Consider the following 15,897-nt stretch of genomic DNA (forward strand, 5'->3'; position numbering starts at 1 on the left):
AGCACATAAAAATAAACTAGAAGTCAGTATACTCGCATTTTTAAAACGCGCCTCTTTGACTTGTTATTTATCTCTATGTGCTTCTGATTATTCAATTAGTTATCCACATAAACAAATTTATTGCTCTTAATTATCCACATTGTATCAACTTATATTTTATTCTAATACTTTTAAAGGATCAAAATCTAAATAATCACAAGATGTTACTATATAATCGACACCCTCTATATTTCCTTCATATAGCTTATTCAAAGATGGCCCATGTAAGTGACCATAAATTACTTTTGAAACATTATATTCTTTTACTATACTTATAAGTTCAGTTTCCTCAAACTTATCATTAGTAGGTGGATAGTGAAGCATTACAATAAATTTTTTATATCCACTTTTAACCGCTGCATCTAATGAAATTCTAAGTCTTATTAATTCTCTACTATATATTTTTTCATCGTGAATTGAAAATTTTGTTGACCCAGGGCAATTCCATCCCCGCGTTCCGCATATAGCAACATCCTTATAATTAAAAAAGTTATTTTGAATAAAATTCATATCCGAATAAAGAGCATTAAGCTTCGTTATACTACTCCACCAATAATCATGATTACCTTTAATAAGTATTTTTCTTCCTGGAAGATTATGAATCCATTCTAAATCATCCATGCCCTCAGCCATATGCATAGACCATGAAATATCTCCTGCAATTAGTATCGTATCTTCTTCAGAAATTTTGCTAATCCAATTTTTTTTTATTTTTACATGATGGTTACTCCATTTTTCTCCAAATATATCCATAGGTTTATCTGAATTGATAGCTAAATGAAGATCTGATATTGCCCATAATGCCATAATATACCTCCTAACCAACTACACTATATTCCTTTATGAAAAGGATCTAATTCTTTTTCATTAATGCATCTATATCCATAACATAAGCAATGACCTTTGCTATTGCGTCATATAATTCTACGGGTATTTCCGATCCTATATCAACATTTGAAAGCAAATTAGCTAATTCCTCATTTTGTACTATAGCCACCTTACTCTCCTCTGCTGTCCTAAGAATTTCATCTGCAATATAACCTATTCCCGTTGCCGTTACTATAGGTGCATCATATCCATTTTCATATTTTATTGCGGTAGCTTTTTTTATCTTTTTCATTTTACCACACCCCGTAATGCAAATCATTTTTAAACACCTTAATTATATTATACCTTTATATTGATAGCATTAAAACTTCTATCATTAAAAAACTCTCCACAATCTACTAACGTGAACTCGTTAACCTTATTATTTACATTAATACTAACTCTATAACTTAGACTAGATAAATCCTTAACTAACTTTTCCTTGCTAATATTCAAAACTTCAACAAACAATTTATTGCAATTAATATCAATGTTCATACTACTATTATTAATTTTAATATATGCATCAACTGTCCCCATATTTATTGTTTTTATACTGGTAGCAATCTTTACATTTGTGCTATCAATTTTTTTACCTTTTTTTCTATCATCTTGAATAATTAATTTAAGTTTATATTCATCATTTTTAACATTTATAGGTAAATCCAAATAATAATACTCTTGAGAAATAGAATTAAACAATTTTATATCATTAAGCTTTTGACTAAACATATCCACAACCTTCTCATAAGTTTCTGGTTTAAGATTAAGTTTATTTTGAATGATATCTTTAACAATATCTTTAATTTCACCTGTCTTTAATTTAATTTGATCCTTAATAAGAATATCTGTAGTTGTTTTTGCTATCTCTTTTTCTACGTTATCTATAACTTTTTTATCTATCTCTGAAAAATTCAGTTCTTTTTTTATCATATTTATAATTTCATTAAGCGAATTGTTTTTACCATATCCATTAATTTTAGTATTGGTTGAACTTTTATTATCTGTTTTACCCTCACTAACATTAGCTTCATCCAACTTGTTTGAAGGAATGTTTTTATTTTGCTTTGCATTATCTAAATTTTTACTATTAGGCTCAACTTCTTCTGTGTTTAATTTTCCCTGTATATTGTCAATAAGTTTAGTACTATTATTTGAGCTTATTTTTATATTTTCCATTTTTAGAATTTTATCCACCAAAGTTTTAATTTCACTTTTATCAAAACTTTTATTTTGCAATTTTAAATTTTTATTTGGTTCCAAATTTTTAACTGATTCTATATTTTCAACTTGTTCCAACTTATTAATAGTAGAACTTAAAACCATATGATTTATACCTAAATTTTTAAGTTCTTTATTTATTATATTAACCACTTCTTTGAAATTATTATCAAGCTTAATATTTACAAACATTTCTTTTGTGTCCAATTCACCCTCTAAATTACCTATAAGTTTAGCACTACTATCTGAGCTTATTTTTATATTTTCCATTTTTAGAATTTTATTTACTAAAGTTTTAATTTCACCTTTATCAAAACTTTTATTTTGCAATTTTAAATTTTTGCTTGGTTCCAAATTTTTATCTGATTCTATATTTTCAACTTGTTCCAACTTCTTAGCAGTAGAATTTAAAACCATATGATTTATACCTAAATTTTTAAGTTCTTTATTTATTATATTAATTACTTCTTTAAAATTTTTATTATTAATCTTACTATCTACAAGTAATTTATCAGAACTAGTTATTTCATTATTTTTGCCCATTATAATACTACTATTCTGATTTTGACTTGTTGATGAAGATTTACTAATAGCTTTTGTATCTATATTTTCTTCACTGTTTAATAAATAGTTGCTAATTTCTTTTAAATCGTTATATATAGCCGAGTCGCCCTTAAATAACTTTATAAAACTTTCAAGATTTTCTTTAGTAAGTCCAATATTGTTTTCTTTAAACAATAATATCTCATCAACATCTAAATTTTTTAAAACAGCAAAAAAGTTTTTCAAAACCTTTGTTATTTCAATTGCTTTAGTACTCCCAGGATCAATATCTCTACTTTCAATATATTTAGTTATAAAGACGTCTTCTTTTTCCCCATTCAACGATATTTTTCCTTTAAAATCAACTAAGTTTTTTATGTCAATTATGTTCTCCTTAGTTAGAGGCATATCGTGTTTTATCATTTTTTCAAAAAGCAAAGCATCTGATTTATCAGTACTTAATGATTTCCCACTATTATTGTCTTTTAAAATATCATTTTCAGCACTTTTATTATTATCATATACTAATTTTATTTTAAGCTTTCCCTCTTCAAATCCCTCTACTTCGAAATTCAACACACTACCGCTAGTCCCTTGTTCTAGTGGCTTATCTAGCTTAGCCGCAAATTGCCATCCATCTAATAATTTTAAATTAACTTCTCCCTTTTGCTGATCTATACTTACTATTCTTGCATTGAATTTTTCTCCAGCTTCGAATGATATTTTACTAAAAGCTTTTTTAGCTAAAGGATTCTGTGCAATTGGGTTATTGCTAATTATCGCCATAAGCCACCTCCCATTTTTTTAAGATAAAAATATTTTAAAAATCATCAATATTATATTATCGTGTATAATCCATTTTTTTAAAGAGTATACGAATAATTTTCTATAAATTATTAACTGCTCCCTTAAATCATCTCCTTGGTCGCTGAGTATTAACAACTTCAGAATGAGATTTATATTCCCACTTATAGAAGTAAGAAACTTTCCTTCTAAAATGTTGTTAAAATTAAAAACAAAGCTAAAATATAAATTTTAACTTTGTTTCTTTAACCTGTTTTATTCAATAATCAAAGAATAATATTTTTTCTTACCTTTTTTAATAAGTACTTTACCTTCTTTAAAATCAGTATCTATTAAAGTTGCATTTTTATCTTCAATCTTCTTATCGTTAATAGTTAAACCTCCTTGCTCAATTAGCCGTCTAGCTTCTGCTTTTGAAGGCAATACTTTAGTGTAGACCAATATGTCCATTAATCCTGCGCCTATCATGTCACTTGGAATAGATACCATAGGCACGTTACTCATATCAACTCCAGCACCAAACAATGCTTGTGCTGCGCTTTGAGCCTTTATAGCTTCTTCCTCTCCATGAATAAGTTTTGTAACCTCAAAAGCTAAAACTTTTTTAGCTTCATTAATTTCTTCACCTTTTAAAGCGCAGAGCCTTCTGATTTCGTCCATTGATACAAAAGTAAGTAAGGCTAGACATTTTTCCACAACAGAGTCTTCTATATTTCTCCAATATTGGTAAAAATCATATGGCGATGTTTTATTTGCATCAAGCCATAGAGCTCCATTTTCTGTTTTTCCCATTTTTTTGCCTTCACTATTTGTTAATAATGCACAGGTCATTCCATAAGAAGCCTTACTCTCTTTTTTTCTTATAAGCTCCATACCAGCAATAATATTTGACCATTGATCATCTCCACCTAATTGCATAGTACATCCGTATTTCTGATTTAACACTAAAAAATCATATCCTTGCATAAGCATATAATTAAACTCAAGGAAGGATAATCCCTTTTCTAATCTCTGTTTAAAACACTCAGCAGTGAGCATCCTATTCACTGAAAAATGTGCTCCTATATCCCTTATAAAATCCACATAGTTTAAGTCTAGTAACCAGTTTGCGTTGTTTTCTAGTATTGCTTTATCATCCTTAAAATCTATAAGCCTCGATAATTGTGATTTTATGCATGCTATATTATGATTAATCTCTTCCTTTGATAACATTTTCCTCATATCTGTTTTACCCGATGGATCACCTATCATAGCAGTTCCTCCACCAACTAATGCTATAGGTCTATGCCCTGCCCTTTGCATATGCGCCATAAACATCATAGCAATAAAATGACCAATATGTAGACTATCCGCTGTTGGATCAAACCCTATATAAAAAGTTACCTTCTCTTCTCCTAATATTTTTTTAATTTCATCCTCGTGAGTAAGTTGTTTTATATACCCTCTCTCTACAAGTGTATCATATACATTTACCATATTTTAATCCTCCTTATTTTAATTTTCATTTATTTTTTGAAATAAAAAAAACGCCCCCCCATGAAAGGGACGAAATATTTCCGTGGTACCACCCAAATTGATTAAACAATCCGCTTTTCCCTTATAACGTAAGGTCAACCCGTCTCAGCTTACTCATCATCTTCGATTCTGTTATCCATCATCTTGATGCTGCTTCAGCTTAAAGCTCCAGAATGTAATTCACCATATTCCTTAACTAGTTTACACCTACCACTAGCTCTCTTAATAATTCCTATAGTTACTTTTTTCTTTCATAGCCTTTTTTTATAATTTTTTTTACTTATATCTATTTAACCATTTATTACGATTATTTTCAACTATTTTCTCCCTGTACATTAAATAATCTTTAATGTATAAAGACAATATTAAATATAAACTCAAATAAAATGTTTAACTCCTGGAAAAATAGCCTTAAATGTATTATCATCTTTTGAATTTACAAATATTACTTTACCAAATTTAATAAAATCCTTTTTCATTCGCGCAAATCCTTTCCCTGATTTTATAAATCTTTTTTTATCATCTAAAGCTATCAGCTTGTCATATATCCACATGTTTCTTTTTAAATAATTATGAGTATTAACTTCAGTTGAAAGCAATAGATTTCCAGGACTAACTACACTTACACTATTATAATTTACGAATATTTCAATCTCCTTATAAAATATAGTATAATCTCTATAAAGTATTGCATTCTTTACAGCTTCATGAACTGCAATTATAGGATAATTTGATGGAAATATCTTTTTTAAAAAATCTTCTACTCTATCTAACATATCTAATAAATTTCCTTGCACAAGTATAACCTCATCGAATTTATCATTTACCTTATTTACTATCCTTATCATATTATGAGGTAAGTAAATACTATTCATTGAGGAAAATACCAATAATCCACCAAGGGTAACTACCCTTTTATTATAATCTCTTTCTATAAACGTTATTCCTGCATTGTCCATAAATTCTAACCTATTATCGTTATTTACTAAGATACGTTTATTTTCAAAATATTTATTAATAATATCAAAATTTAAACTATTAATATCACTGTTCATAATAGGCATAGTCTCAATATTAAGATTAAAATTTTCTTGTAAGCTAGAAATTAATTCTTCTTTCCTCATTGTATCTGTTGTTGACCCTCGTCTTATGTAAAATGCGCCATTTTCCCTCAATTGATAGGGCTTCTGACCACCATCATATATAGTTATAATTGCCACGTTTTTACTTTGATATACTATAAAATCTATGGATATTGGGATAGGCGGTTCACATCTTGAACTAATTATTTGCTGAATTTGTTCTTCTTTAAATTCATTGGCATCGATACCTATAATTCTTTTTGTTTTATCTTCTACTCCAATTATTATATATCCACGTCCTCCACGAGAATTTGCTATAGCAGATACATCTTTAGCTAATTCTTTTTTCCCACTTTCTAGTAATATATCAATTTTTTGCTTATAATCTAGTTTTGTGCCCTCATCTCTTTTTAACAACATGCTAATTCTTTTTAAATCCATATATTTCACCCCAAATACGCTGTAATAATATACTATGTTTATACTTATAAAATGTTTCAAATTATTATATTTATAGTTTACAACAAAAGACGATGGAATACCATCGCCTTAATAAGGCAAAATAAATTATTGAAAGTTCTTTTTCTCACCCGTATTCATTATTTTCACTTCTGCTTCAACTTTCAACTCAGTTTTTTTAATAATATTATTTGGTATTTTAATTTTGGGATATTTATTGTGAAATTGTTCAGTTATATCAAAGATATCAATCCCAATAGTCTTGTACTTTGAAAATAGCTCATTACAAGATTCTACAATATTTTTCTCTGATTGCTCCTGAATTTTAGTTGAATTTTCTTTTGTAAAAATAATACTTTTTTGGGCTTCTGCAAAATCTACATTAACATTAATTTTCTTTTTTAGGTGAATAACATTACCATCGTAATTTATCTCTGTCTTAGTTTTACTTTTTAAAATTTCTAATGTTATAAATTTATTAATATCACAGGGGTTAGTTATTTCTAAACTACCACTTGCTACAGCATTCATTAAAAAGTTGAATCCCTGACCTTCATTTGTTTTTATAATGCTAACCATTTTATCGTCTTTTATCACCGCTCCACCATTTATTTCGAGCCTTGGCTCTGCACTATCCTTTGGGATATCTATTATAGGTACCACATTAGCTTTGTCTCCCATATTCCTTTGATTGTAGAAATCATTAAGACTTAATTTTAAAGCTCTTGAAGACGAACCAACATTTTCTTCAAGATGCATGAGAAAAAAGCCAATGTACTTTTCTTGAGCAATTTTTAACTTTATAAGTTTCTCTGGATCTCCTAGATATATTGCAATGTAAGGTCTTATAAGCAATTCTTGATCACGATCTAAAAAATCCACATAATTTTCAAGACCATCTTCTGCAGCCTTTTGAGTGAATATTATAGCCTTATTTTGCGTAAAATTCAATTTATAACTAGAAGTAGCATTCATATTTCTAACAGCTTCAAACATTGTTTTCCCTTTTCCCTCGAATAAAATCCTCTCATCCAACCCTCCAGGCGTTCCTCCTCTTATACCCTTATATGCTTCTGCATATATTATAGGATTACCATCACTATCTACATCTATTATTATACAAGTAACAAATAAAAGTCTATTAATGTCCCTATAACTAAAACATGCTGACATATTAAAACAACTTATTATTAAACATACTATAACTAGTGTTTTTTTATACTTATTCATTATAATCATCCTTATCAAAAATACTATTAGATATCTTGCTAAGATCTTTTCTATATAACACATCCTTAAATTTAAAGCTTTCTAGCGTACCCATAGGAAATAAATATGGATATCCACAACTTTCAAGTCCTGCCATATGTGCTATAAAAATAAAGAAAGCAATGTAGAATCCTGGAAGCCCCAGAACTGAAGAAAAAATAATAATTATTACATTCCATATGGATAATGGTCCATAAAGCTTAGGCACTAAAAAAGAAGAAATGGACGAAAGCGCCACGATTACTACAGTACTTTGGGAAGCTAAACCTACTCCAACTACAGCGTCTCCCAAAATTAAAGCTCCGACAATGCTCATTGCCTGCCCTATTGACTGTGGCAATCTTATTCCTGCTTCCCTAAGTAATTGAAAGAAAAAAGTCATTAATAATAACTCTATTACCGTAGGAAGAGGTACATCCGCTCTAGACATTGTAAACTTTATAGCAAGTACGGATGGAATAATCGAAAAATGAAAAGTCGCAATAGCCAAATATAGCCCTGACAATAAACTAGCTGAGAAGAACCCAACTACCCTCATAAGTCTTGATGCATTAGCAAAATACTTATTAGAATAATAATCATCCGGTGATTGGAAATTATCTATGAAAAAATATGGTGCGGTAATTACAAAAGGAGTTCCGTCGACTATTATTGCTATTTTTCCTTCTAGAAGCTTTGATGCCACAACATCCGGCTTTTCGGTAGTTCCTATTGTATCAAACGCCGTGTTCTTGTTTTTTAATTCTTCTTCAATATAGTTTGTGTCTAATATAAATTCTAATTTTATGTTAGTTACCTTTTTCCTTATGTAATCCACGAGTTTCGTCGGTGCAACACCTTCTATGTAAGAGATTACAACTACTGTATTAGATTTGTTTCCTAAAAATAAGGGTTCAAACTTCAAATCAGGATTTTTTATTTTTCGCCTAATTAGTGATACATTATCTATAAAGGCCTCTGTAAATCCTTCTCTCGGTCCTTTGATTACATTTTCTGTAACTGGTATTCCAACACTCCGCCTTACATAACCCTTCGCTTCACAAAATATTGATTTATCTACGAAAGAAAATATAAGCACCAAGTCTCCAGATAAAATATGTACTATAGCCTCCTCATTACTATTAATATCTCCAATACTATTAGCTGGTAATACCTCTTTTTTTATATATTCTAAATCTGCAGTTGTTATCTTATCTCTTATTAGTGGGTTAAATATATACTCACTAATAAATTTAGAATCACATAAATCATCAATAAATATGCCCGTTATTGTTCCTACATCACACTGTATCTCTCTATATTTTACATCATAACTATTTTTTAATTTTTCCTTAATATAGTTTATATCTATTTTCCTCATTTTAATCACCTAATTTATTATCTGTAATTTTTAAATTTATTATTCTAAAAAATTTTGATTTAAAGTTTAATATTTAAAAATTGGGAAATAATACTACTATATTAGAATTTTATTAATACTCATTGTAAACTTAAAATAAAGAGGAGATGTAATACAAATGGATAAGCTAAATACAAAACATTTAATGTTCATAATTTGGGGAACCTCAATTGTAGCTATGAAAACTTACCCTAATGTATTCATTGTAAATGGAGGTAGAGATTCGTGGATTTCCGTTATTATTGCCTCTATTATTATATTTTTTTATTTTTTATTTATACTTTCCGTATGTAAAAAAACAAAATGCTATAATATGGACGAAATATACCACAAAGCATTAGGTAAAACTATGGGAACTATTTTTTTGATTTTATTTATTATCACTTTAATTTTAAGCTTAATAGAAAGCTCTTCAGTAGAAGCAAATGCCTTACATGTAAATATGCTTTCCGATACACCCACTTGGTTTTTTCTGTTGTTTATAGTAATCCCAGCCATTTATATAACAAAGAAGGGTACCAGGGCAATACTCATAGTTACTATTATCGCTATATCTCTCATAATGGTAGCCGGTGTAAACCTAGCAATCCTTACATCTAAATACAAAAAACTTAAATACCTGCTTCCTATAATGGCGAACGGCATAACAACTTCTTTCATTTTATCAATAATAAAAGCCCTTGGATGTTATGGCAGTATAGCTGCTTGCATACCATTTCTATCAAGAGTAACTAATAAGTCAAAAATAATAAAACATTGTGTTATTGCAATATTAATTGTAATACAAATGGAGATTTTTGCAAGTATTGGCCTTTTAAGTACCTTTGACGTAACTAGAGCCTTAACCATTAACTATCCCAAACTAATACAAACTCAGTTGGTTAGTTATTTTGATTTTTTAGAGGTTGGAGAGTTTTTTGTAATGCTACAAATGGTAGGTGGGTGGTTTATAAAATATGTATTAATACTAAACGCTATCCTTATTTTATTGAAAAATCTTTCCTTTTTTAATAAATATACAATATATATTATTACTTTATTTGTGTTCATAATTTCCTATTTCATTTCTGCCAAGGTACTATTGTTATATAAATTTCTAAACCTTTATGTATATTTTTCAGTGATAAGTTTCATATTAATACCAACAATAATTTTTAGTTTGTTTTTGCTTAATAATAAGAAAAAAGGTAGACATTACTTGGTTATTAAAAAATAAAAAAGAACATTATGTTAAATCATCCCAAGGGTCGATGCAATTTTAACATAATGCTCCCTCACTAATTATATTATCTATTTAGTTTTGTTTTTAAAGCTGCTATCAATGGTAGTGCTAAGGCAATACCTGCAACCACTTGAAAAATATTAGTTGGTATATCCTTTAATGAAATAATTAATGCTTGTTTAATTGCGAAGTCTTTGGAAATAAATGTTAATATAATAGTTCCACCTATGTAATAGGCTACGATCATCCATATTCCCCCTACAACAAAAGCTAAAATATTATTTAAAGTATTATTTCCATTATAATCTTTTCTATAAGCAATAGTTCCAGCAATATAGCCCATTAACCCTTTAATAACAAAAGTAAATGGTGCCCACATGGTATACCCACTTATTAAATCAAATAAACACATACCAATAGCGGAAGCTATTGCTGACTTTTTTCTTCCAAATAATATAGCTGATAAAAACACCATACTATCCCCTAAATGAAGTACTCCCATAAAAGTTGGTACATGTATTACTGACGTAGCTAAAAAAGTAATAGCCGCCATTAAGCTAATTTGTACTATATCAATTGTTTTAATCGATGTATTACTACTTTCCATCATTCTCCCCCTAAAATCTCTTAAATATATTCTTAAAATTCTCTCTAATAACATTATATACAATATTTATTATTTTTCAAATGTATCCATACACTTTATAAGTATAATAATTTATATATTTTGAATATACATCGCTAAAATACTAAATACTATATATTATTTAGTATTTTGATAAATGGAGGTATCTATATGACTTTTTTACGATGGCTCGGTGGATTTGTGGTTTTAGTTTGGTTAATGGGAGTTCTTTTTAGCAAAGGTGGAAGCTTAATTAATATATTACTAATAGTTGCTGCAATTGTATTTATAATTGATATTCTATTTAGTAAAAGAAAAAATTTATAAGATTAAATACAGAAAAGTCTCTTGAAATATTTTCAAGAGACTTTTCATTTTATTTATTTTTAATAAGTTTTCTAAAATAACTTGGTATCTACCTAATCATTATTTTTACTAACATCCGATAAGATTAAGCCTTTATTATGCTCTAATGCCCAACTAATACCCCAATCATTTTGGAATAATAATAGATCTCTATCTTTAAAATCTTTTACTAATCTAGCATCACTAGTTAGGTTAAGTTTTTCTTTATCTATTGTACTCTTTTCAATCCATCTTATATTTTTAAATGCTAACCTATCAATTTTAATATCTACATTATATTCATTTTTAAGTCTAAATTCTAGCACCTCAAACTGAAGCACTCCTACAACACCAACTACAATTTGTTCAATTCCTATATGCAGTTCCTTAAACACTTGAATTGCGCCCTCTTGAGCTATTTGAGTTACTCCCTTTATAAATTGCTTTCTTTTCATAGTATCAACAGTTCTCACCCTTGCAAAATGTTCTGGCGCAAAAGTTGGTATTCCTTCAAACTCAAATTTATTTGAGGACGAACATATGGTGTCTCCTATACTGAATATACCCGGATCAAAAACCCCAATAATATCTCCTGCATAAGCTGTATCTACTATTTCTCTCTCTTGTGCTAAAAATTGTTGAGGTTGTGCAAGTTTTATTTTATTACCACCTTGCATATGATAAACATCCATGCCTTTTTCAAACTCTCCAGAACAAATCCTCATAAAAGCAATTCTATCCCTATGAGCCTTATTCATATTAGCTTGAATTTTAAAAACAAATGCCGAAAAATCTTTGCTATAAACATCAATCTTTCCTATGCTTGAGTTTCTTGGTAATGGAGGTGAAGTTAATTCTAAGAAGCTATTTAAAAATGGTTCAACTCCAAAATTAGTTGATGCACTACCAAAAAATACTGGAGTAAGTTCTCCATTAGCTACTTTCTCTAAATCAAAGTCATCACCCGCTACATCTAAAAGTTCCATATCTTCCATAAGCTTCTTATATAGATCATCGCCAATAAGTTCAATTGCCTTTTCATCGTCAATACTAATTTTTGTCTCTTTAACTTCTATTTGACCATGCTTTCCATCATCAAAAACAATAATTTCTTTTGTACGCCTATCATAAACACCTTTAAAATCTACCCCACAACCTATAGGCCAATTCATTGGATAAGATCTGATTCCAAATTCATTCTCTATTTCTTCCATAAGCTCAAATATATCTCTAGTTTCTCTATCCATCTTATTAATAAAAGTAAAGATGGGTATCTCTCTTATGCTACATACATGGAATAGTTTTTTTGTTTGTGCTTCTACTCCTTTTGCACCATCTATAATCATTACTGCACTATCTGCTGCCATAAGCGTTCTATAAGTATCTTCACTAAAATCTTGATGCCCTGGGGTATCAAGTATATTTATACAAAAATCTTTATAATTAAATTGCATAACTGAGGACGTAACAGAAATACCTCTTTGTTTTTCTATTTCCATCCAATCAGAAACTGCATGTTTAGAGGCCTTTCTAGCCTTAACTGAACCTGCAAGTCTTATAGCGCCACCATATAATAATAACTTTTCCGTCAATGTAGTTTTACCAGCATCTGGATGCGAAATTATAGCAAACGTTCTTCTCTTTTTAATCTGTTTTATGTAATCCTCCAAGGTATCGCTCTCCTTTTTTTATGTTTTAAATTATGTAAATACATATATATATTCCTACAATCACTCACTTAACTCCTAGTGATTCTAAAATTTCACCTATCAAATCTCTACCTATCAATTTTAGCTTTTATACACATATCTGTCAACTAAGGTTGTACTTATAAATGGTAACAGAATAAAATCCTTTTAAGTGGAATTTATTCTGTATAAGTTTGTTGTATCTATCTAGTAAATTTGAATTTTTATTTGTTTAGAGGATGAGAATATAATTCAGACATCGTAATATACAATGATTTCTGTTGTAGCATTTTCGAATCTTTTGTATATGCACTTATTCCACCCATTTTATACAATTCATCTATTGAACTTGTTGCTAAAGTATACTCTTTCATAAAATCACCATATATAATTGACTTTGCGTCATATACTTTTTCTATAGCATCTTGCACTGGATTTAATATTCTCTCTTCAATTATCGAAGGATTTTCAAGTAAAGTATCTACACTAATATTGTTTGAAAAATGTTTATCCTTATCTATTGCAACTATATTACTTGTCTTAGTGTCGTCTAACTTTCCAAAATCAAGTATTATATTAAATCCCTTAGACAATATAACACTTGATTTACCATCATCTCCATTTAGCTGAATTGTCTTATCCCCTACTATATCATTTTCCACATTTTGATTCATAAGACCTTCTAAATTATTTAATAACTTGCCTTCTTGCTTTTCAATTTTCAACTTATCGTCTTCACTCAAATCAGAATTTGTATATTGCTTTGATAATTCTTTGAGTTGCTTGCCTATATCCTTTATATCGTCTAATCCTAGCTCTTTTTTTTCTAAAATTGACATTCCACTTTCAATTTGTTGCTCTGAATTTTGGCTAAGTGTTAATTGATCATTCATATTTCTTATTTTCTGTTTCATAAGCTCATCAGAACTTGTTTTTTTGCTATTAGTAATACTATTTTTGTTATTCAATGCCTTTTGAAGTTGTTGGTTGATACTATTGTTTATATATGGATTCTTAATATTTCCAATAATCATTTTATATTTCCCCCCTTCAACTGAAATCTAAAAAATAAATCACACTATAGTTATCGAGATTAAAAGATAAAAAGATACCCTAAACTAAAGAAATTTTAATCTCACATCATTGTATTTTTCTCTATTTTATGGAAAATTAAAAGGTTATCGGTTCTATAGGAGTTCACTGCGATAAAAAAAGAGAAGTGGTAAAGCCCTAATGAGTGAAACAATTAAGAGAGTAATAAAATATAAAAAACCGGCTCTTCTTAAATATAAGTCGGTTTTTATATACTTTATATAATTGTATAAGCTATTTCCTGAGCGACTTGCAAAAGGGGCGTAGAAACTATTGAAATTACATTTAAGAATTCTTCTTTTGCCGATATAAAATCCTCGTAAGCCTGACAGGTTGCATAACAATTAATAATTGTTATGTGCCCCAGAGAACTACCCAGAGGTCCAGGCTAGCGAACCCACAGGACAACCAGTGTGAGCGATAGAGAATTTTATATTTGCAAAAGATTAGAATTTCTTAATGAAATTTCACGTTCCGAACTCGCATGCAAGACACGCAGGAATTTTACACTCCATTATCTAGGTATAAATCCTATTTTCTTTTGCATTTTTCTTAATGTTTTATTTGCAACATAGTTAGCCTTTTCTGCACCTTTTTTATAAATCTCTTCTAGATATGATTTTTTACCTATGTATTCCTTAATTTTAATCTGTATAGGCTCAAGTTCTGAAACTACTGCTTCTGCTACATCTTTTTTAAACTGAGCATAACCTTGTCCTTCATATTTTGCTTCTATATTTTCAATAGACATACCAGTTATAGTCATTAATATTGTCATTAAGTTCCTAACACCTAGTTGCTCATCGTTAAACTTAACCACCCCTAGACTATCCGTAACTGCTCTATTTACTTTTTTTCTTATAACATCTGGTGGATCCATTATTAAAATAAATCCATTAACATTTTCTCCTGATTTAGACATCTTTTTAGATGGTTCTTGTAAGTCCATTACCTTAGCTCCTAATTTACCTACATATGCTTCAGGTATTACAAATGTATCACTATATGTTTTATTGAACCTCTCAGCTATGTCCCTAGCAATTTCAAGATGTTGAAGTTGATCTTTTCCTACAGGCACTAAATTGGTTTGATATAATAAAATATCAGCTGCCATTAGCACAGGATAAATAAGTAACCCTGCTCCTATGCTTCCCCCACTATTTTGTGATTTAACTTTATATTGAGTCATTCTACTTAATTCTCCCATGTAAGTAGAACAAGTTAAAAGCCAAGCTGCTTCACTATGAGCTGAAACATGTGATTGAATAAACATAGTATTTTTTTCAGGGTCAATACCTGCCGCTAAGTAAATAGCTAATAATTCTAAAGTTCTTCTTCTCAAATCTTTTGGTTCTTGCTTTACTGTTATTGCATGTAAATCTACCACACAAAAATAGCATTCATATTCATCTTGCAATTTAACCCAGTTTTTTATTGCTCCTAAATAATTTCCAAGTGTTAAGTCTCCAGAAGGTTGAATTCCACTAAATATTACTTTCTTATTATCTTCCAATATAAACATCTCCTATAAATATAATTAATTATGAATTACTAAAACTTAGTCCTATGGTTTCTACTCAAAATTTAATTTCATCATTATTGTAGTAATATAAAATAATCGAGTAGGTAAAAGTCGGTAATAAATTTCCGACTTCTTTCCTCTCACAGAACCGTACGTGCGGACCTCGCATACGGCTCCTGGCAAAACTAAAAATTATTTATTCATA

At 29.1% G+C, this 15,897-nt stretch carries 13 protein-coding genes and 1 other annotated feature; of the genes, 2 read left to right on the plus strand and 11 right to left on the minus strand.

What is annotated here, in order from left to right; genetic code table 11:
• Window positions 1–156: 156 nt before the first annotated feature.
• The 7 genes from KPL37_RS09170 to KPL37_RS09200 form a co-directional block, all read right to left on the minus strand.
• Window positions 157–846, minus strand: a complete 690-nt coding sequence (locus KPL37_RS09170; protein ID WP_216148345.1) for a metallophosphoesterase — start codon at window positions 844–846, stop codon at window positions 157–159.
• Between the two features lie 46 nt (window positions 847–892).
• The gene (locus tag KPL37_RS09175; RefSeq protein WP_216148347.1) at window positions 893–1,159 is read right to left on the minus strand and encodes an EscU/YscU/HrcU family type III secretion system export apparatus switch protein; all 267 of its coding nucleotides are present in this window, start codon (window positions 1,157–1,159) and stop codon (window positions 893–895) included.
• A gap of 47 nt (window positions 1,160–1,206) precedes the next feature.
• Window positions 1,207–3,456, minus strand: a complete 2,250-nt coding sequence (locus KPL37_RS09180) for a hypothetical protein (RefSeq protein WP_216148350.1) — start codon at window positions 3,454–3,456, stop codon at window positions 1,207–1,209.
• Window positions 3,457–3,729: 273 nt separating this feature from the next.
• Window positions 3,730–4,950, minus strand: a complete 1,221-nt coding sequence (gene tyrS, locus KPL37_RS09185; RefSeq protein ID WP_216148353.1) for a tyrosine--tRNA ligase — start codon at window positions 4,948–4,950, stop codon at window positions 3,730–3,732.
• 62 nt (window positions 4,951–5,012) lie between these two features.
• Window positions 5,013–5,253 (minus strand) — a binding site (T-box leader).
• A 113-nt stretch (window positions 5,254–5,366) separates the two neighbouring features.
• The gene (locus KPL37_RS09190) at window positions 5,367–6,512 is read right to left on the minus strand and encodes an AlbA family DNA-binding domain-containing protein (RefSeq protein WP_216148356.1); all 1,146 of its coding nucleotides are present in this window, start codon (window positions 6,510–6,512) and stop codon (window positions 5,367–5,369) included.
• Between the two features lie 126 nt (window positions 6,513–6,638).
• A complete protein-coding gene (locus tag KPL37_RS09195) occupies window positions 6,639–7,760 on the minus strand; it encodes a Ger(x)C family spore germination protein (protein WP_216148359.1) in 1,122 nt (373 codons plus the stop codon).
• On the minus strand, window positions 7,753–9,159 hold the full coding sequence (locus KPL37_RS09200) for a spore germination protein (protein ID WP_216148362.1): 1,407 nt from the start codon (window positions 9,157–9,159) through the stop codon (window positions 7,753–7,755). The genes KPL37_RS09195 and KPL37_RS09200 overlap by 8 nt, the downstream gene beginning before the upstream one ends.
• A 157-nt stretch (window positions 9,160–9,316) precedes the next feature.
• Here KPL37_RS09200 and KPL37_RS09205 point away from each other — a divergent pair, with 157 nt between their 5' ends.
• Window positions 9,317–10,414, plus strand: a complete 1,098-nt coding sequence (locus tag KPL37_RS09205; RefSeq protein ID WP_216148364.1) for an endospore germination permease — start codon at window positions 9,317–9,319, stop codon at window positions 10,412–10,414.
• A gap of 70 nt (window positions 10,415–10,484) precedes the next feature.
• On the opposite strand, the gene KPL37_RS09210 is transcribed toward KPL37_RS09205, so the two are convergent.
• The gene (locus tag KPL37_RS09210; protein WP_216148367.1) at window positions 10,485–11,027 is read right to left on the minus strand and encodes an ECF transporter S component; all 543 of its coding nucleotides are present in this window, start codon (window positions 11,025–11,027) and stop codon (window positions 10,485–10,487) included.
• A gap of 189 nt (window positions 11,028–11,216) precedes the next feature.
• Between KPL37_RS09210 and KPL37_RS09215 the strand changes: the two genes are divergently transcribed.
• The gene (locus KPL37_RS09215) at window positions 11,217–11,372 is read left to right on the plus strand and encodes a DUF5670 family protein (protein WP_216148370.1); all 156 of its coding nucleotides are present in this window, start codon (window positions 11,217–11,219) and stop codon (window positions 11,370–11,372) included.
• 92 nt (window positions 11,373–11,464) lie between these two features.
• Here KPL37_RS09215 and KPL37_RS09220 read toward each other — a convergent pair whose 3' ends face one another.
• From KPL37_RS09220 to trpS, 3 genes are all read right to left on the minus strand, one after another.
• On the minus strand, window positions 11,465–13,060 hold the full coding sequence (locus KPL37_RS09220) for a peptide chain release factor 3 (RefSeq protein WP_216148373.1): 1,596 nt from the start codon (window positions 13,058–13,060) through the stop codon (window positions 11,465–11,467).
• Between the two features lie 242 nt (window positions 13,061–13,302).
• Window positions 13,303–14,112 (minus strand): hypothetical protein, encoded by an 810-nt coding sequence (locus KPL37_RS09225; RefSeq protein ID WP_216148376.1) that lies wholly within the window; start codon window positions 14,110–14,112, stop codon window positions 13,303–13,305.
• A 572-nt stretch (window positions 14,113–14,684) separates the two neighbouring features.
• Complete coding sequence (trpS, locus tag KPL37_RS09230) at window positions 14,685–15,683, minus strand: tryptophan--tRNA ligase (RefSeq protein ID WP_216148381.1); 999 nt, start codon at window positions 15,681–15,683, stop codon at window positions 14,685–14,687.
• Window positions 15,684–15,897: the final 214 nt, after the last annotated feature.

Origin of the sequence: Clostridium frigoris (assembly GCF_018861865.1) — a bacterium.
Lineage (GTDB): Bacteria > Bacillota > Clostridia > Clostridiales > Clostridiaceae > Clostridium_AD > Clostridium_AD frigoris.

Bases quoted from the DNA above. Each gene is read 5' to 3' on its own strand.
- KPL37_RS09170 (WP_216148345.1), bottom strand. From the start codon at position 846: ATGGCATTATGGGCAATATCAGATCTTCATTTAGCTATCAATTCAGAT.
- KPL37_RS09175 (WP_216148347.1), bottom strand. From the start codon at position 1,159: ATGAAAAAGATAAAAAAAGCTACCGCAATAAAATATGAAAATGGATAT.
- KPL37_RS09180 (WP_216148350.1), bottom strand. From the start codon at position 3,456: ATGGCGATAATTAGCAATAACCCAATTGCACAGAATCCTTTAGCTAAA.
- tyrS (WP_216148353.1), bottom strand. From the start codon at position 4,950: ATGGTAAATGTATATGATACACTTGTAGAGAGAGGGTATATAAAACAA.
- KPL37_RS09190 (WP_216148356.1), bottom strand. From the start codon at position 6,512: ATGGATTTAAAAAGAATTAGCATGTTGTTAAAAAGAGATGAGGGCACA.
- KPL37_RS09195 (WP_216148359.1), bottom strand. From the start codon at position 7,760: ATGAATAAGTATAAAAAAACACTAGTTATAGTATGTTTAATAATAAGT.
- KPL37_RS09200 (WP_216148362.1), bottom strand. From the start codon at position 9,159: ATGAGGAAAATAGATATAAACTATATTAAGGAAAAATTAAAAAATAGT.
- KPL37_RS09205 (WP_216148364.1), top strand. From the start codon at position 9,317: ATGGATAAGCTAAATACAAAACATTTAATGTTCATAATTTGGGGAACC.
- KPL37_RS09210 (WP_216148367.1), bottom strand. From the start codon at position 11,027: ATGGAAAGTAGTAATACATCGATTAAAACAATTGATATAGTACAAATT.
- KPL37_RS09215 (WP_216148370.1), top strand. From the start codon at position 11,217: ATGACTTTTTTACGATGGCTCGGTGGATTTGTGGTTTTAGTTTGGTTA.
- KPL37_RS09225 (WP_216148376.1), bottom strand. From the start codon at position 14,112: ATGATTATTGGAAATATTAAGAATCCATATATAAACAATAGTATCAAC.